The 15,944-nt window shown below is 72.6% G+C and carries 15 protein-coding genes; 9 read left to right on the top strand and 6 right to left on the bottom strand.

Going from position 1 to position 15,944, the window contains the following annotated elements:
* Positions 1-41 precede the first annotated feature (41 nt).
* The 5 genes from ACZ43N_RS32275 to ACZ43N_RS32255 all read left to right on the top strand — a co-directional run bounded on the left by ACZ43N_RS32275 (position 42) and on the right by ACZ43N_RS32255 (position 4,218).
* The gene (locus ACZ43N_RS32275; RefSeq protein WP_468102593.1) at positions 42-833 is read left to right on the top strand and encodes an IclR family transcriptional regulator; all 792 of its coding nucleotides are present in this window, start codon (positions 42-44) and stop codon (positions 831-833) included.
* Positions 834-978: 145 nt separating this feature from the next.
* Entirely contained in the window at positions 979-2,046 is a 1,068-nt protein-coding gene (locus tag ACZ43N_RS32270) for a PhoH family protein (protein WP_468102592.1), read from the top strand.
* 14 nt (positions 2,047-2,060) lie between these two features.
* Positions 2,061-2,558, top strand: coding sequence for an rRNA maturation RNase YbeY (gene ybeY, locus ACZ43N_RS32265; protein WP_468102591.1), 498 nt, complete (start codon positions 2,061-2,063; stop codon positions 2,556-2,558).
* Positions 2,555-3,862 carry a hemolysin family protein gene (locus tag ACZ43N_RS32260; protein WP_468102590.1) on the top strand — a complete coding sequence of 436 codons (1,308 nt, stop codon included), beginning with the start codon at positions 2,555-2,557 and terminating at the stop codon, positions 3,860-3,862. The genes ybeY and ACZ43N_RS32260 overlap by 4 nt, the downstream gene beginning before the upstream one ends.
* Complete coding sequence (locus tag ACZ43N_RS32255; RefSeq protein WP_468102589.1) at positions 3,859-4,218, top strand: MmcQ/YjbR family DNA-binding protein; 360 nt, start codon at positions 3,859-3,861, stop codon at positions 4,216-4,218. Before ACZ43N_RS32260 ends, ACZ43N_RS32255 begins: the two co-directional genes overlap by 4 nt.
* On the opposite strand, the gene ACZ43N_RS32250 is transcribed toward ACZ43N_RS32255, so the two are convergent.
* Complete coding sequence (locus ACZ43N_RS32250) at positions 4,180-5,625, bottom strand: MFS transporter (RefSeq protein WP_468102588.1); 1,446 nt, start codon at positions 5,623-5,625, stop codon at positions 4,180-4,182. The two genes, ACZ43N_RS32255 and ACZ43N_RS32250, sit on opposite strands and share 39 nt — an antisense overlap.
* A 193-nt stretch (positions 5,626-5,818) precedes the next feature.
* Between ACZ43N_RS32250 and ACZ43N_RS32245 the strand changes: the two genes are divergently transcribed.
* From ACZ43N_RS32245 to ACZ43N_RS32235, 3 genes are all read left to right on the top strand, one after another.
* Entirely contained in the window at positions 5,819-6,640 is an 822-nt protein-coding gene (locus tag ACZ43N_RS32245) for a helix-turn-helix transcriptional regulator (RefSeq protein WP_468102678.1), read from the top strand.
* Between the two features lie 38 nt (positions 6,641-6,678).
* Positions 6,679-7,032 carry a cytidine deaminase gene (locus ACZ43N_RS32240; RefSeq protein ID WP_468102587.1) on the top strand — a complete coding sequence of 118 codons (354 nt, stop codon included), beginning with the start codon at positions 6,679-6,681 and terminating at the stop codon, positions 7,030-7,032.
* Between the two features lie 437 nt (positions 7,033-7,469).
* A complete protein-coding gene (locus tag ACZ43N_RS32235; RefSeq protein WP_468102586.1) occupies positions 7,470-7,946 on the top strand; it encodes a hypothetical protein in 477 nt (158 codons plus the stop codon).
* A 95-nt stretch (positions 7,947-8,041) separates the two neighbouring features.
* Here the strand turns inward: ACZ43N_RS32235 and ACZ43N_RS32230 are convergent, their stop codons facing one another.
* Together ACZ43N_RS32230 and ACZ43N_RS32225 are read right to left on the bottom strand one after the other, a co-directional pair.
* Positions 8,042-8,380, bottom strand: coding sequence for a P-II family nitrogen regulator (locus tag ACZ43N_RS32230; protein ID WP_055539461.1), 339 nt, complete (start codon positions 8,378-8,380; stop codon positions 8,042-8,044).
* Positions 8,377-9,717: an ammonium transporter gene (locus tag ACZ43N_RS32225; protein ID WP_468102677.1), complete on the bottom strand. Its 1,341-nt coding sequence runs from the start codon at positions 9,715-9,717 to the stop codon at positions 8,377-8,379. The genes ACZ43N_RS32230 and ACZ43N_RS32225 overlap by 4 nt, the downstream gene beginning before the upstream one ends.
* Positions 9,718-9,932: 215 nt before the next feature.
* Between ACZ43N_RS32225 and era the strand changes: the two genes are divergently transcribed.
* Positions 9,933-10,895 carry a GTPase Era gene (gene era / locus ACZ43N_RS32220; RefSeq protein ID WP_468102585.1) on the top strand — a complete coding sequence of 321 codons (963 nt, stop codon included), beginning with the start codon at positions 9,933-9,935 and terminating at the stop codon, positions 10,893-10,895.
* Between the two features lie 22 nt (positions 10,896-10,917).
* On the opposite strand, the gene ACZ43N_RS32215 is transcribed toward era, so the two are convergent.
* The 3 genes from ACZ43N_RS32215 to ACZ43N_RS32205 are packed head-to-tail and all read right to left on the bottom strand — an operon-like array spanning position 10,918 to position 15,669.
* Positions 10,918-11,373 carry a DUF4913 domain-containing protein gene (locus tag ACZ43N_RS32215; RefSeq protein WP_468102584.1) on the bottom strand — a complete coding sequence of 152 codons (456 nt, stop codon included), beginning with the start codon at positions 11,371-11,373 and terminating at the stop codon, positions 10,918-10,920.
* 4 nt (positions 11,374-11,377) lie between these two features.
* Entirely contained in the window at positions 11,378-15,337 is a 3,960-nt protein-coding gene (locus ACZ43N_RS32210; RefSeq protein ID WP_468102583.1) for a trypsin-like peptidase domain-containing protein, read from the bottom strand.
* Positions 15,338-15,360: 23 nt separating this feature from the next.
* Positions 15,361-15,669, bottom strand: a complete 309-nt coding sequence (locus ACZ43N_RS32205) for a trypco2 family protein (RefSeq protein WP_468102582.1) — start codon at positions 15,667-15,669, stop codon at positions 15,361-15,363.
* Positions 15,670-15,944 lie beyond the last annotated feature (275 nt).

The raw sequence follows: 15,944 nt of genomic DNA, 5'->3' as shown, positions 1-15,944 counted from the left end.
CGGGCGTCAATGGGCGTGCGCGGTCCGCCTACGATCGGCACATGGCGCAGACAGAGGGCGCGGGGGGCGTCCGTGAGGTGAAGTCGGCCGCGCGCACCCTCGATCTGCTGGAGCTGCTGGCCGCGCGCGGCGACCGGCCCGCCCGGCTCCAGGAACTGGCGGAGGAGCTGGGAGTCCCGCGCAGCTCGATGTACGCGCTGCTGCAGACCCTGATCGGCCGGGGCTGGGTCCGTACGGACACCACCGGCTCCCTCTACGGCATCGGCATCCGCGCGCTGCTCACCGGCACCGGCTACCTCGACTCCGACCCGCGCGTCCGCGCCGTACGGCCGTATCTGGACGAGGCGTCCGAGGCCCTCGGCGAGACCATCCACCTGGCCCGCCTCGACGGCATGGACGTGGCCTATCTGGCCACCCGCGAGTCCCACGAGTACCTGCGCACGATCAGCCGCGTCGGCCGCCGCCTCCCGGCCCACGCCGGCGCCCTCGGCAAGGCCCTCCTCGCCGAGCGCCCCGACGCGGAGCTCCCCGAGGGCCCGTACAAGGCGCTCACCCCCCGCACCCACACCACCCGGGCGTCCCTCGCCGCCGATCTCGCCGCCACCCGCGCCCGCGGCCACTCAGTCGACCGCGAGGAGGGCGTCCCCGGCATCGTCGGCTTCGGTTTCGCCCTCCGCTACGACACCCCGGCCCGGGACGCCATCAGCTGTTCGGTCCCGATCACCCGTCTGACCCCGGCCCACGAAGAACGCATCGTCCAGGTGATGAGCGAGACGCGGACGAAGATCGAGGCCACGACGCCGGGAGCGGCGGGGGCCCCGGTCTGGCGCTGAGGCAGCGAGCTCCCGAGCTCATCCGCACCGTCGAAAACTCCTGCGGCGTTGTCGGTGCCGCGGCGTACCCTTGAATCGCAAGCGCAGCCCCCTCACAGGGCCTGCGAGCCGTTTCAAGGAGGACGTGCGGCCACAGGGCCGGCCCATGACTCAGACACCCACAGCTCACACCCCCGCGCAGGGCAAGGCGAGAGCACAGTTCACCGTCCCCGCGGCCCACCCCATGGTGACCGTGCTGGGTTCCGGCGACTCCCTCCTGCGCGTGATCGAGAAGGCCTTCCCGGCGGTCGACATCCACGTCCGGGGCAATGAGATCAGCGCGGTCGGCGACGCCCACGAAGTCGCTCTCGTCCAGCGCCTGTTCGACGAGATGATGCTGGTGCTCCGCACCGGACAGCCGATGACGGAGGACGCAGTGGAACGCTCGATCGCCATGCTGAGAGCGAGTGAGAACGGCAAGAGCGACGGCCAGGAGACCCCGGCCGAGGTGCTGACGCAGAACATCCTCTCCTCGCGCGGCCGCACCATCCGCCCCAAGACGCTCAACCAGAAGCGGTACGTCGACGCCATCGACAAGCACACCGTCGTCTTCGGCATCGGCCCCGCCGGCACCGGCAAGACCTACCTGGCCATGGCCAAGGCCGTCCAGGCCCTGCAGTCCAAGCAGGTCAACCGCATCATCCTGACCCGGCCCGCGGTCGAGGCCGGCGAGCGGCTGGGCTTCCTGCCGGGCACCCTCTACGAGAAGATCGACCCGTACCTGCGCCCGCTGTACGACGCGCTGCACGACATGCTCGACCCCGACTCGATCCCGCGGCTGATGGCGGCGGGGACCATCGAGGTGGCGCCGCTGGCGTACATGCGCGGCCGCACGCTCAATGACGCCTTCATCATCCTCGACGAGGCCCAGAACACCTCGCCCGAGCAGATGAAGATGTTCCTCACCCGCCTCGGCTTCGACTCGAAGATCGTGATCACGGGCGATGTGACGCAGGTCGACCTGCCGGACGGCACGAAGTCCGGTCTGCGCCAGGTCCAGGACATCCTGGACGGCGTCGAGGACGTGCACTTCTCCCGGCTGTCGTCGCACGATGTCGTACGGCACAAGCTCGTCGGCCGTATCGTCGACGCGTACGAGCAGTACGACAGCAAGCACGGCACCCAGAACGGCTCCCACAAGAGCCGGGGCAAGTCCGGGCACAAGGGGAAGTAGACAAGCACAGCACCATGTCGATCGACGTCAACAACGAGTCAGGAACCGAGGTCGACGAGCAGGCGATCCTCGACATCGCCCGCTACGCACTCGCCCGGATGCGCATCCACCCGCTCTCCGAGCTCTCGGTGATCGTCGTGGACGCCGACGCCATGGAGCAGCTGCACATCCAGTGGATGGACCTGCCCGGCCCGACGGATGTCATGTCCTTTCCCATGGACGAGCTGCGTCCGCCGTCGAAGGACGACGACGAGCCGCCGCAGGGCCTCCTCGGGGACATCGTGCTGTGCCCCGAGGTCGCCGAGAAGCAGGGCAGGGAAGCACCCACGCAGCACACCATGGACGAGGAGCTCCAGCTCCTGACCGTCCACGGAGTGCTGCACCTGCTCGGCTACGACCACGAGGAGCCCGACGAGAAGGCCGAGATGTTCGGTCTCCAGGCGGCCATCGTGGACGGCTGGCGCGCGGAGAAGGGCCACACCGGCCCGTCCCCGGCCCCGACCGTGTCATGAGCGCGTCCCTCGTCAGCGGTGCCATCGCCCTGGTCGTCGTCGCCTGGCTCGCCGCCTGCGCGGAGGCGGGCCTCGCGCGGGTCTCCAGCTTCCGTGCCGAGGAGGCCGTACGGTCCGGGCGGCGCGGCAGCGCCAAGCTCGCCCAGGTCACGGCCGACCCGACCCGCTACCTGAACGTCGCGCTCCTGGTGCGGGTGGCCTGCGAGATGGCCGCCGCCGCGCTCGTCACCTACGCGTGCCTGAAGGAGTTCGACGAGACCTGGCAGGCGCTGGCCGTCGCCATCGGCGTCATGGTCCTCGTCTCCTATGTCGCCATCGGCGTCTCCCCGCGCACCATCGGCCGCCAGCACCCCCTGAACACGGCCACGGCGGCGGCGTACGTGCTGCTGCCGCTGGCCCGGATCATGGGCCCCGTCCCGGCCCTGCTGATCCTCATCGGCAACGCCCTGACCCCCGGAAAGGGCTTCCGTCGCGGCCCCTTCGCCTCCGAGGCCGAGCTGCGCGCGCTGGTCGACCTCGCGGAGCAGGAGTCGCTGATCGAGGCCGAGGAGCGCCGCATGGTGCACTCGGTGTTCGAGCTCGGTGACACCCTCGTCCGCGAGGTGATGGTCCCGCGCACCGACCTGGTCGTCATCGAGCGGTACAAGACGATCCGCCAGGCCCTCACTCTCGCCCTGCGGTCCGGCTTCTCGCGCATCCCCGTCACCGGGGAGAGCGAGGACGACATCGTCGGCGTGGTCTACCTCAAGGACCTGGCCCGCAGGACACACATCAACCGCGACGCGGAGAACGAGCTGGTCTCCACGGCCATGCGCCCCGCCGTCTTCGTCCCCGACACCAAGAACGCCGGCGATCTGCTGCGTGAGATGCAGCAGGAGCGCAACCACGTCGCCGTCGTCATCGACGAGTACGGCGGCACCGCCGGCATCGTCACCATCGAGGACATCCTGGAGGAGATCGTCGGCGAGATCACCGACGAGTACGACCGGGAGCTGCCGCCGGTGGAGGAGCTGGGCGACGACCGCCACCGGGTCACCGCCCGCCTCGACATCACCGACCTCGGCGAGCTGTACGGCCTCGACGCCTACGACGACGAGGACGTGGAGACCGTGGGCGGTCTCCTCGCCAAGGCGCTGGGGCGGGTGCCCATCGCCGGTGCCTCGTCGGTCGTGGAGCTGCCCGACGGACGGGAACTGCGGCTCACGGCGGAGGCCGCGGCCGGCCGCCGGAACAAGATCGTGACGGTGCTGGTGGAGCCGATCGGCCCGGCCGAGCCGCCGCAGGAGGAGACGAAGCCGGAGTGAGCCCCGACGAACTGCGCGCCTTCTGCCTGTCCTTCAACGAGACGGTCGAGGATTTCCCGTTCCGCCCGGAGATCTCCGTCTTCAAGGTTCTCGGCAAGATGTTCGCGCTGAGCTGGACGGAGCAGCGGCCCCTGAAGGTCAACCTCAAGTGCGACCCGGAGGACGCGGTCCGGCTGCGTGGTGAGCACCCCGGGCTGATCGCCCCCGGCTACCACATGAACAAACGCCACTGGAACACGGTGACGGTCGACGGCGACCTCCCGGACGCCCTCGTCCGGGAGCTCATCGAGGACTCGTACGACCTGGTCGTGGCCGGGCTACCGCGAGCCGAGCGGCTGCGTCTCGACCGTCCCTGACGCGCCGCGCCCCGCGCGCAGGCCCACGGCCACGAGGACCGCCGCCGCCAGGACGATCGCCGCGTCCAGCGCGAGGACCAGGTGGACCCCGGCGAGCAGGTCACCCGAGGTGGTGGCGAGGACACCGAGGAGGGGGATGCCGACGGTGATGCCGACCTGCTGGGTGGAGGTGACCAGGCCGGTGGCGAGGCCCTGCTCGTGGTCGGGGACGCCGGAGGTCACGGTGAGGCCGTAGGAGATGATCGCCCCCAGGTGGCACATGCTCGCCAGGGAGACGGCGGCCACGGCGAGCCACACGGACCAGCCGGCCTCGCCGATGCCCAGCAGGGCGGCGGTCAGCACACCCTGGCCGGCGAGGGAGACGACCAGGGTGCGGCGGGCACCGAAGCGCCCGATGACACGGGCGGCGTACGAGCCGGCCACCGCCGACAGCACGCCCTGGGTGCCGAAGACCAGACCCGTCTCGAACGCGGAGAGCCGCAGGGTCTCCTGGAGGTAGAGCGTCAGGACGAAGACCACCGTCGACATCATCGAGAAGGTCACCAGCCCGCCCAGGTTGCCCCACGCCACCGTCCGGCGCCGCAGCATCGGCAGGGACACCAGCGGCACCTCCGTACGGGACTCGACCCGTCCGAAGACGACGAGGAGGGCGAGACCCGCGACGAGCGCGCCGATCACGTCGGCGCCGCCGAAGCCGCGCTCCGCCGCCGTGGACAGGGCGTAGATGACGGCCAGCAGACCGCCGGTCACCGTGATCGCGCCGGGCACGTCCAGCCGCGGGCGCTCCGTGGTGCGGGACTCGGGCAGCAGGCCGGGGGCCAGCGGCAGCACCACCAGCGCGAAGACGGCGAGCAGGCCCATCGTGGAGCGCCAGCCGAGCACGTCGGTCATCACACCGCCGGCCACCATGCCGAAGGTGAAGCCGAGTGACAGCACGGTGCCCGAGACACCGAGGGCGCGGTCACGGGCCGGCCCCTCCGGGAACGTGGTCGTCAGCAGCGACATGCCCGTCGGCACGATCGCCGCCGCGCCGAGGCCCTGGAGCGCGCGGCCCGCCAGGAAGGACGCCGGGTCCCAGGCGAACGTCGCCAGTACCGAGGCACCGCCGAACAGGGCCAGCCCGGCGAGGAACAGGCGGCGGCGGCCGTACAGGTCGCCGACCCGGCCGAAGAGCAGCAGAAAACCGCCGGACGGCAGCGCGAACGCCGTCACCGCCCACTGGAGCGCCGACCGGCTCATGCCGAGGTCGCGGCCGAGCACGGGGAGCGCCACGTTCAGGACGGAGAAGTCGAGCGCGACCATGAACTGGGCGGCGCAGAGAACGAACAGGACGAGACGGTCACGTGGGGACAGGGCGGTGCGTCCGCCGGGGCCGGCGGCAGCCCGGGACTTCGTGTCGATTGCCATGGGCAAGACACTGCGGTGGCCGGAATAGCCGTGGGGAGCGGGCAGTTGTCCTGGTGGTGGCACCACCAGTCGGCGGTCGGCGGCGGGGTGGGCGCCGGCATGCCGTCGAACCGGGGGAGTCGGACACGTGGCAGCGGTCGCGGGGACCGCGGCGGGCAGGACGCACCGCCGCACCGAACTGCGTGAGTTCCTGATGAGCAGGCGGGCCCGGGTCTCCCCGGCCGACGCCGGGCTGCCCGAGGGCGGGCCCCGGCGCCGTACGCCCGGTCTGCGCCGTGAGGAGGTCGCCGTCCTCGCGGGTGTGGGCGCCTCCTGGTACCAGTGGCTGGAGCAGGGGCGGGACATCTCCGTCTCCCCGCAGGTCCTGGACGCTGTCGCCCGGGTGCTGCGGCTCAGCGGCGCCGAACGACGGCACCTGTATCTCCTCGCCGGGCTCAATCCGCCCGTCCCGGAGGCGGAGCCCGAACGGAGCGACATGTGCGACGGACTGCGGCGCATGCTGGACGCGTGGATGCCGTACCCGGCGCACGTCATGGACCGGTACTACAACAGCGTCCTCCACAACGACGCGGCCGCCCTCGTCCTGGGGATGCGCCCCGGTGTCACCCAGAACTGCCTGCTGGACTTCTTCACCGACCCGATGTACCGCTCACGCTCCCGGAGTTGGCAGACGAACGCCCGCTCGGTCGTCGCCCAGTTCCGGGCGGCGTGCGCGGCGATGCCCGACGACGAGGGGCTCCGGGAGCTGCTGGCCCGGGTCATGGCGGCGAGCCCCGAGTTCACGGAGCTGTGGGAGCGGCGGGACATCGAGGACGCCGGGCAGATCCGCAAGGAGCTGGACCATCCGGTGGTCGGGCTGCTCTGCCTGGAGTCCAGCGTGATGAGGATGCCGGCCCGCCCCGATCTGACCATCGTGCTCCACACCCCGCTGGACGAAGCGAACACTGCGGCCAAGCTGGAGTGGCTGGCCTCGCCGGAGGGCAGGCGCGGGGTCCTGTACCCGGTGGCGGGGTGAGCGCGGGCGCCCGTCCCGCGGCTACGTATGCTCGGCTCATGACCGACAGCAGCGCGCTCGACCCCGAGGACCGCAAGATCGTCACCCTGGCCCGTTCCGCGCGGGCCCGCAACGGCGTGCCCGAGGGCGCGGCCGTACGTGACGAGACGGGCCGTACGTACGTCGCCGGCACCGTCGCCCTGGACTCCCTGCAGCTCAGCGCTCTGCGCACCGCCGTCGCCATGGCGGTGGCCTCCGGCGCGAAGTCCCTCGAGGCGGCGGCCGTGGTGACCGACACGGAGACCGTCTCCGACGAGGACCGCGCCGCCGTACGCGACCTCGGCGGCCCCGGAACCCCGGTCCTGCTGGCAGGACCGGACGGGACGGTACGGGCGACGGTCACGGCGGACTGAACCGGGCGGGGGCGGGCGGTCGTCATGATCTTCGCGGAGGCGCCAGAGGACGTCCGCGGCGTAGTGTTACGGCCGGTAACGCGCTCTCGGTGGGCCTGGGAAATCGCTTGCCGGCGAGTGGACAGCCGGTGCCGGGTGCGGACAACCCGCGCGGGGCGGGACGGAACGCCCCCGGTGTCCGGCCGGGGTGCAGTGGTTGAGCGGGCAATCGACGTTGGACTTCGGCCACTTTTGCCGGCGCCTGGCCCAACCGGCAGAACTTCTCTTGCAATCTCAGGTCCGGCGCGCCTCAATGGTGCCGTTCCGATGGCGGACCGTCAGATTCCGCCGCGCGGCCGCGCGTTGTACCGCCCCCACATGGCAATGCCCGTACCGGGCCGTACGGGGCTGTCCCCAAGCCTCGTGCAACTCCCGTGCAAGGGAAGGGAAATCGCTCGATGAGACGCATACGACTCGGAGTCGGCGCGGCGTTCGCCGCAGGGACGCTCGCCGTCACCGGCCTCGCTCTCGCCCCCAGCGCCGCGGCCGTCACCCCGCAGTCCGCGACGATCAACGCCAGCTGTGCGATCGGCGGCTCCGGCGCGGCCACGCTCACGGCCACGCAGGACGGCACCTCCGCCACCGTCACCCTCTCCTCCGAGGAGATCACCGCCCCGATCGCCTTCGCCGAGGACTCCATCCAGTCCACGCTGACCTTCGTGAAGGCGGGCGGCGGCACGACGTCCTTCACCGGCACCGAGAACCCGGCGCTGGCCGCCGGCGACGGAATGGTCGTCGGCCCGCTCACCGGCACCGTCGCCCCCGGCGACAGCCTGGAGGCGTACGGCGGCTCCCTGCAGATGGTGGTCTTCGGTTTCCCGGTGAGCTGCACGGCGAGCGGACCGCAGTCGCCGGGCCCGTTCGTGTTCGACTGATCCGCCGCACCGGCCCTGTCCGCCGCACCTGAGTGAACGGGTGAGGGGTGGGACCGCCTCCCGGCGGCACCACCCCTCTCCTCTCGGCCCGTGCGTCAGAGCGCGTCCGGACCCCGCTCGCCCGTGCGGACCCGCACCACCGTCTCGACCGGCAGCGCCCACACCTTGCCGTCGCCGATCTTGCCGGTCTGCGCGGCCTTCACGATCGCCTCGATCACGGCCTCGGAATCCGCGTCGTCGACGACCACCTCGATCCGGACCTTGGGGACAAGGTCGACCTGGTACTCGGCGCCGCGGTAGACCTCCGTGTGGCCGCGCTGCCGGCCGTAGCCGCTGGCCTCGCTGACGGTCAGACCGTTCACGCCCATCTCCTGGAGGGCGGTCTTGACCTCGTCGAGGCGGTACGGCTTGACGATCGCGGTGATGAGCTTCATGCCTTAAGCCTTGGCCTTCTGCGTGGAGGAAGTGGACGGACGGGCGCGGTGACCGGGGCGCCGTGCCCCAGGACGCCGTGATCGTATGCCGTCTCGGCGTGGACCGTAAGGTCGAGGCCGGTGTGCTCGTGCTCCTCGTCCGCGCGGAAGCCCAGCAGCCTGCCGATCAGTTTGCCGATGCCGTACGTCACGAGGAACGCGTACGCCCCGACGGCGACCACGGCCACCACCTGCCTGCCCAACTGGCCGAGCCCGCCGCCGTGGAGCAGGCCCTCGGCGCCGCCGGTCATCGACTCGACTGCGAAGACGCCGATGAGGACCGTGCCGATGATCCCGCCGACCAGGTGGACGCCGACGACGTCCAGGGAGTCGTCGTAGTTCAGCTTGAACTTCCAGCTCACCGCGTACGAGCAGACGACACCGGCGGCCAGGCCGATGGCCAGCGCGCCGAGCAGCGAGACCGACCCGCAGGACGGGGTGATCGCGACGAGACCCGCGACGGCGCCCGAGGCCGCGCCCAGCGTCGTCGGGTGGCCGTCGCGCCGCTGCTCCACGAACAGCCAGCCCAGCAGGCCCGTGCAGCCGGCGGCGAGGGTGTTGAGGAACGCCGCGGCGGCGAGGCCGTTCGCGCCGAGGGCGGAACCGGCGTTGAAGCCGAACCAGCCGAACCACAGCAGTCCCGCGCCCAGCATGACCATGGGCAGGTTGTGCGGGCGCATCGCGTCCTTCTTGAAGCCCAGGCGGGGACCCAGGACCAGGCACAGGGCGAGGCCCGAGGCACCGGAGGTGACCTCCACCGGCAGACCGCCCGCGAAGTCCAGGGCGCCGAGGTCGCTCACGATCCAGCCACCGGGGCCCCACACCCAGTGGGTGACCGGAACGTATACGAGCAGCGCCCACACCGGCACGAAGACCAGCCACGCCCCGAACTTCGCCCGGTCCGCGATCGCGCCGCTGATCAGGGCGGCCGTGATGATCGCGAAGGTCAGCTGGAAGGTGGCGAACAGAAGGGTGGGGACGGTGCCCTGGACGCTGTCCGGCCCGAGGCCGACCATGCCGAGGTGGTCGAGGTTCCCGATGAGGCCGCCGAACGCGTCGTCGCCGAACGCGAGCGAGTACCCGGCGGCCAGCCACACCACGGTGACCAGTGCGATCGACACGAAACTCATCATCAGCATGTTGAGGACGCTCTTCGTCCTGACCATGCCGCCGTAGAAGAGGGCCAGGCCCGGGGTCATCAGCAGTACGAGGGCGGTGGCGGCGAGCAGCCAGGCGGTGTCGCCGGTGTCGATGCCTTTCGCGGCCAGGGGCGCGGCGAGGGGCGCGGCCAGGGTCACGGTCGTCACGGCCTTTCTCCAGCGGGTAGGGGGGCGGGGCTCGTCAGAGGGTCACCGGCACGCGTTTCCGGACGCGTACGGATGTGTTTCCGTGACGTTTCGTTGCGCGGGGGTTTCGGAAAGCTCACGGTCGGAGGCGGGGCGGGGGCGGAGCCGGACGTGGCGGGGAGGGCGTTCTCGCGGTCTGTGCGGCGAGGCTCCGGGCATCAGGGAGAATGGGCGCCATGAGCGTTCGTACCCAGTCATCCGAGCAGCCGGCCGAGGCCGCCCACCGTGCCGGTTTCGCCTGCTTCGTGGGCCGCCCCAACGCGGGCAAGTCCACCCTCACGAACGCTCTGGTCGGCCAGAAGGTGGCGATCACGGCGAACCAGCCGCAGACGACGCGGCACACGGTCCGCGGCATCGTGCACCGGCCGGACGCCCAGCTGATCCTCGTCGACACCCCGGGCCTGCACAAGCCGCGCACGCTGCTGGGGGAGCGCCTCAACGACGTCGTCCGCACGACCTGGGCCGAGGTCGACGTGATCGGCTTCTGCCTCCCCGCGAACGAGAAGCTCGGCCCCGGTGACCGCTTCATCGCGAAGGAGCTGGCGTCCATCAAGAAGACGCCGAAGATCGCGATCGTCACCAAGACCGACCTCGTGGACGGCCAGCGGCTCGCCGAGCAGCTCATCGCGATCGACCAGCTCGGCAAGGAACTGGGCTTCGAGTGGGCCGAGATCGTGCCGGTGTCGGCCGTCGGCGACAAGCAGGTGGACCTGCTGGCCGACCTGATCGTCCCCCTCCTGCCGGAGGGCCCGGCCCTCTACCCCGAGGGCGACCTCACCGACGAGCCCGAGCAGGTCATGATCGCCGAGCTCATCCGGGAGGCCGCCCTGGAGGGCGTCCGCGACGAGCTGCCCCACTCCATCGCCGTCGTCGTCGAGGAGATGCTGCCCCGCGAGGGCCGCCCCGCCGACAAGCCCCTCCTCGACATCCACGCCTTCGTCTACATCGAGCGCCCCAGCCAGAAAGGCATCATCATCGGCCCCAAGGGCAAGCGCCTGAAGGACGTCGGCATCAAGTCCCGCAAGCAGATCGAGGCGCTGCTGGGCACACCGGTGTTCCTGGACCTCCACGTGAAGGTGGCGAAGGACTGGCAGCGGGACCCCAAGCAGCTGCGGCGCCTCGGTTTCTGACCCCCTCTCCCTCCCCTCCCCGTCAGTCCAGGGCGAACGGGTTCCTCGACGTCGACAGCCGCTGGTCGTCGAACAGGCCGGCCGGGGGCGTCTCCAGGGGGAGCGGCTCCGGGGAGCGGTGGCCCGCCGCGCAGTGGGCGAAGGGACCGGCGACGGGATCCAGCAGGGCCCGTACCGCCGGGTCGAAGTGGTGGACCCACCAGTTGGACAGACCGAGGCCGGCGTCCCAGCGCAGCGCCTCCCAGGCCCGCCACAGCGAGTCCAGCCGGGACAGCGCCTCCGGGTGGCGGTACCACTCGGGGCACCACACCCGTCCGGAGCCCGGGGCCGGGCGGCAGACGAAGTACACGAAGCGGTCCGCGACGAACTCGCCGACGTTGGCGTAGAACAGCTCCGCCGGACGGGCGGCACTCTCCTCGTCCCGCCGGATGTCCTCGACGGACTCCTCCTGCCCGGTGTCGGCCGACGGTGATGTCATCGCGTCACACTCCTCTTCGCAGCTGTACGTCGACGGCCTCCGCATGGCGGCCGACCCGCTCCAGGGCCTTCGCCAGGCCCTCGGCGATCCACCTGAGCCCGTTCTGCTTGCTCGGGTCCCGCGCCACCACCTCCCGGTAGAGGCGCAGGGCCCGCCGCGCCGGTCCCAGCGCCCGGGCGGCCCGCCGCACGTCGTGCCGTCCGCACAGGCTCAGCGTCTCGCCCAGCCTGTGCAGCAGCCACGCGATGTCGTCCGGCGACTGGTCCGGGCGCGCCGCCAGGGCCGTGCACGCCTCCTCCGCGTCGAGCGCGGAACGCCAGGCCGCCGCGTCCTCGCCCGCCTTCGCCCGGCTGTTGGCCAGCCGCAACAGGGCGGAACAGTGGGGCCACTCCTGGCCGTCCGGGTCCGCGGCGAGGAGCCGGCGCCGCAGCCGCACCTCGTGCTCCGCGATCGTCACGGCCTCGGGGAAGACGCTCGCCTTCAGCAGGGCCCGGCACAGCTCCGCGCACGTCATGGCCAGGTACTCCTCCTGGCCCGGATCGGCGGCTGCCAGCTCCACCCGCAGCCGGTACGCCTCCCGCAGCGCGGTCACCGCACGGTCGGCGAGCGCCCAGGACGTCCCGTAGCTGGACCCGAGGTCGTGCAGGCACTCGGCCAGTCCCCGGCGGGCCCCCTCGTCGACCCGGGCCAGCTGCCGGTAGTGCGGCAGCGCCTGGCGCAGCACGATCCGCACGGCGATCTGCCGGTCGTGGCGCCAGTAGAGGTCGGACAGGTCGTGGAGCGCGTTGACGTAGCCCTCGGTGTAGAGGCTGGGGGCGTACTCGCTCAGCCGGCGCCGGGCGGCGAGCGCCTGGTTGAGCGCGGCGAGCGCGTCGCCGGGGCGGCCCAGGACGTCGAAGGAGCGGGCGAGTCCCAGAGCGGCGCCGGCCCATGAGTTCAAGTCGCCGGCGCTGAGCGGTTCGGCGCGCGCATAGACCTCCAGGGCCTCCCGCGCACGCTCCGCCGCCGCCTCGTGGTCGTCGGCGCGGGCGAGGAACGTGGCGAGCGTGCCGAGCGACTGGGCGAGGACCGGCACCGCCGTTCCGTACGGCTCCCGCGCCATCGCCCGGCGGTGCTCGATCGCCTCGTCGACACAGGCCCGCGCGGCGGCGTCGTCGCCCGCCATGTGGTGCTCCCAGGCGAGGTTGTGCAGCATCTGCGCCAGGGTGGGCCGGTGGACGGCGGGAAGCTCCTCGGCCAGGGGGCGCATCAGACCGATGGCCTCCCGCAGCAGCGCCATGCACTCGGTGTGCGGGCGTCCGGCGGAGTCCAGGTCGACCGCGAGGCTCATCAGGGCGCGCGCGAGGTCGGCGGTGTACGCGTCGCGGTTCTCGCCCGCCAGCCGGCGGGACGCCTCGACCGCCTCCTCGCTCAGCGACACCGCCTCCGGATGCCGCTGGAAGCGCCACAGGCTCGCGCCCCGCTCCGTGAGCGCCCGGGTGAGCAGGAGCGGATCGAGGTCGGGCCGCCGCGCCACCAGGTCCCGGGCCCGGCTGACGGCCTCGGCGCTGTGGTCGTCGGACCGGGCGACCTGGTCGAAGCCGAGCGCGCTGGGGTCGAGCCGCCACACCACCTGGGACTGGTGGATGAGCGCCCGCACGAGTCCGCTCTCGCGTCGCTCGCCCTCGTCGCCGCCCTCTTCCCCCGCGAGCGCCCGGAACAGCTCCAGCGCCCGGCCGCCGACGTCGTGCGCCTGTGCCGGACACCCCGTCATCCGCAGGGCGCGGGAGAGCACCAGCAGCGAGTCCGCCCACTCCGTGCGGTGGGTCGCCGTCCCGTCGGCCGCGAGCCCCTCCCTCAGCGCCGCCGCGGTGCCGGCCGCCTCCCGGGCCTCTGCCCAGCCGCCGACCGCCAACTGCCGTTCGGCCAGGTTGTGCAGCGCCCACGCCCGGTCGCGCAGGGCCCCCGGGTCGTCGCCGGTCGCCCGGCACCGCGCGCTCAGTTCGCGGGCGACGTCGAGGGCGTACTCGCGCAGCACATGGGACTGCTCCGGCAGGGTGTCGGAGTGCGCGCGCAGCACGGCCGCGGTCAGCGGCGCGTCGGCGGGCACCGAGCGCAGCGTCTCGCGCAGCCGGCCGATCACGGTGTACGCCTCATGGGCGCGGCCCGCGTTGGCGTGGGCGACGGCCGCACGGGCCAGCACGGTGAGGGTCTGCACCCGCTGGTGGTCCGGCGCGCGGTCGAACAGCCGCCCGAGCAGCCGCGCGTCCAGGAGGATCTGCTCGCAGGCGTGGGTCTCCGCCAGCCGGTCGGGCTCCAACTGGCCCCAGTAGCGGTCGTCGGCCGACGGGTACAGGTCGCGCAGCCAGGCGGCGACCTCGGCGATCAGCAGTGGCGACTCGGCGGGCAGCAGCCGGGCCACGGTCGTGTGCGCCTCCGTCTCGCCGAGCGCGGGGCACAGGACGGCCGCCGCGACCGCTTGGGCGAGCAGCCCGTCGCCGAGCCGGCCGAGGCCCCGACGGTCGGCGGTCTCGTGCCAGTACTTCGTCTCGTGCTCCAGCAGCTCCCCCTCCAGGGTGTCCCCGTCCTGCGAGGGGAGCCGGACCCGGCGCAGCAGCGCCGCGAGGGCCGCCATCTGCACGGTCAGCGCCGTCTCGGCCCCCGGGGCCGCCGTGGGGCGGCGGGCCGGGAGGGTCTCGGCGAGCCCGGGCCAGTCGACGTCCGTGTCGCCGGTGGCCTCGGCCAGCCGGCGGGACAGGTCACGGGCCGCTGTACGGAAGGCGAGTTCCCGGTCGGGGGCGGCGGGGCTGAGCGCGTGCAGCCTGACCTCGCGCAGGCCGCGGGCGGCCCGGGTCTGCCAGGTGCCCAGCGAGCGGGCGAGCAGCAGCAGCCGTACCGGATGGCGGGCCTGCTCGGTCCGCTGCCGCAACTGCCTGACCAGCTCGGGCCGGGTCTCGGCGTAGTCGACGACCAGCAGCAGCGGATGCCGGACACCGCGCAGCACATCGAGGTCGGGCGGATCGTGGACCACCTGGCCGGCCACCCAGCCCAGGTCCCGCATACGGGCCATCAGCTGCCGGGCCAGCCGGGTCTTGCCCTGGCCGCCGGGCGCGGTGATCACCCGGCCGGCGGGGAATCCGCCCGAGTCCGTCAGACACCACCGCTCCAGCTGTTCGAGGGTGTCCTCCCTGCCGTGGAACGACACCACCTCGGCGTCGGCCCGCAGCAGCATGCTGGGCGAGCCGATCTCCCGCTTGGGCGGCGCCTGCTCCAACAGCCGTCCCAGCTCGGCGGGTTCGGTCTGCGGGTCGACGGAGGTCGCCGCCCGGACCACCGCCCGGAACCCGGCGAAGGCCAGCAGGTCCTCGCTGCGGGTGTACGTCAGCCGGGTGCCCTGGCGGGGCCGGCGGTCGTACTGCACCACCCCGAGCAGCAGCGCCCCGCCGTCCGCGAAGACGGCCGCGCCCGACATCCCGGACCACGAGGTGGTGTGCGCGGCGGCCGGACCGTCGAGTCCGGAGAGGTCCGGCCGCAGCAGCCCGGCGTCGTCGAGGATCTCGTGGGGCGGGCCGGCGTGCGGCCGTACCCTGCCGATCAGCACCTCCCGGTCGCGGCGGCCGGTCGCGGTCCGCTGCTGACGGGGGAAACCCAGGGCGGCGACCGGGATCTCCGTGCCGACGGTCACGCACCGGCCCCAGCGCTGGGGGCGGCGGCCGAAGGCCCCGCGCAGGGTGTTCGGCGGCGACCACCGTCCGTCGTCGGCGGGGATCTCCAGCAGCGCGGCGTCCACGGTCTCCCCGTCGTCCCGCCGCCACCGCACCACCACCGGGAACCGCGTCGGCCCGCCGGGCAGGGAGACCGTGATCGCGCCGTCCGTCTCCGGGGGCACCAGGTGCGCGGCGGTCAGCACCAGCCGGGGCGCGACGAGATAGCCGCTGCCGAAGCCCGCGCCGCCGCGGACCTGGACGACCTGCGTCTCCTCCACCGTCCCGCTCCCGCGTGCCCGGCCTACTCGACGTCGCCCACGGCGACGTCCCCGCCGCCGTGCTGCTCGGGCTTCAGTGTCAGGGTGACGCGCTGGACCGACCGCGTCGAACGCTCCCTGCGGGCGTCGGCCTCCACGACCCCGAACCGCAGCGCCCCGCCGCCGTTGCGCGTCCGCACCAGCTCGACCTCGAACTCCGCGGTGATCTCACCCACCACGAACCGCAGCGGGGACCCCTGCCCGCGCCGCTGCGCCTCCGCCAGCTGCGTCCGCAGCACCTCGACGGCATCGGCCAGGTCCAGCCAGTCCTCGTCCCGACCACCGCTCGCCATGCCTCGCCCTCCGTCACCCCGTCACCGTGCGCGCCCATCCTAGTGACCGGGCATCAGGCGTCCCTCCCCGAAGCCGACTTGACCGTCAAGCGCGGGAGGGGCGCGTCACGCGAACGTGCCGTCATCCCCGGCAGCCGGGGGTGACGGCACGTTCAGGCCGTGTGTCCGGGGTCCGCTAGCTGTATTGCCCTGTGAGGTTGGGGACGCGGCTGGCGGGTGGTTGGCCTTTGAGCGCGGTGTGTCCGCGGTGGTGATTGTAGGTGTGCAGCCAGCCG

Source organism: Streptomyces sp. NPDC030814 (genome assembly GCF_055572155.1).
The sequence above is the reverse complement of the archived record's forward strand: the minus strand, read 5'-3'. Positions and strand labels throughout refer to the sequence as shown.

Excerpts from the sequence above, each read along its gene's own strand:
- ACZ43N_RS32275 (WP_468102593.1), top strand. The coding sequence starts at position 42 with ATGGCGCAGACAGAGGGCGCGGGGGGCGTCCGTGAGGTGAAGTCGGCC.
- ACZ43N_RS32270 (WP_468102592.1), top strand. The coding sequence starts at position 979 with ATGACTCAGACACCCACAGCTCACACCCCCGCGCAGGGCAAGGCGAGA.
- ACZ43N_RS32240 (WP_468102587.1), top strand. The coding sequence starts at position 6,679 with ATGACCGACAGCAGCGCGCTCGACCCCGAGGACCGCAAGATCGTCACC.
- ACZ43N_RS32245 (WP_468102678.1), top strand. The coding sequence starts at position 5,819 with ATGAGCAGGCGGGCCCGGGTCTCCCCGGCCGACGCCGGGCTGCCCGAG.
- ACZ43N_RS32230 (WP_055539461.1), bottom strand. The coding sequence starts at position 8,380 with ATGAAGCTCATCACCGCGATCGTCAAGCCGTACCGCCTCGACGAGGTC.
- ybeY (WP_468102591.1), top strand. The coding sequence starts at position 2,061 with ATGTCGATCGACGTCAACAACGAGTCAGGAACCGAGGTCGACGAGCAG.
- era (WP_468102585.1), top strand. The coding sequence starts at position 9,933 with ATGGGCGCCATGAGCGTTCGTACCCAGTCATCCGAGCAGCCGGCCGAG.
- ACZ43N_RS32250 (WP_468102588.1), bottom strand. The coding sequence starts at position 5,625 with ATGGCAATCGACACGAAGTCCCGGGCTGCCGCCGGCCCCGGCGGACGC.
- ACZ43N_RS32205 (WP_468102582.1), bottom strand. The coding sequence starts at position 15,669 with ATGGCGAGCGGTGGTCGGGACGAGGACTGGCTGGACCTGGCCGATGCC.
- ACZ43N_RS32215 (WP_468102584.1), bottom strand. The coding sequence starts at position 11,373 with ATGACATCACCGTCGGCCGACACCGGGCAGGAGGAGTCCGTCGAGGAC.
- ACZ43N_RS32235 (WP_468102586.1), top strand. The coding sequence starts at position 7,470 with ATGAGACGCATACGACTCGGAGTCGGCGCGGCGTTCGCCGCAGGGACG.
- ACZ43N_RS32260 (WP_468102590.1), top strand. The coding sequence starts at position 2,555 with ATGAGCGCGTCCCTCGTCAGCGGTGCCATCGCCCTGGTCGTCGTCGCC.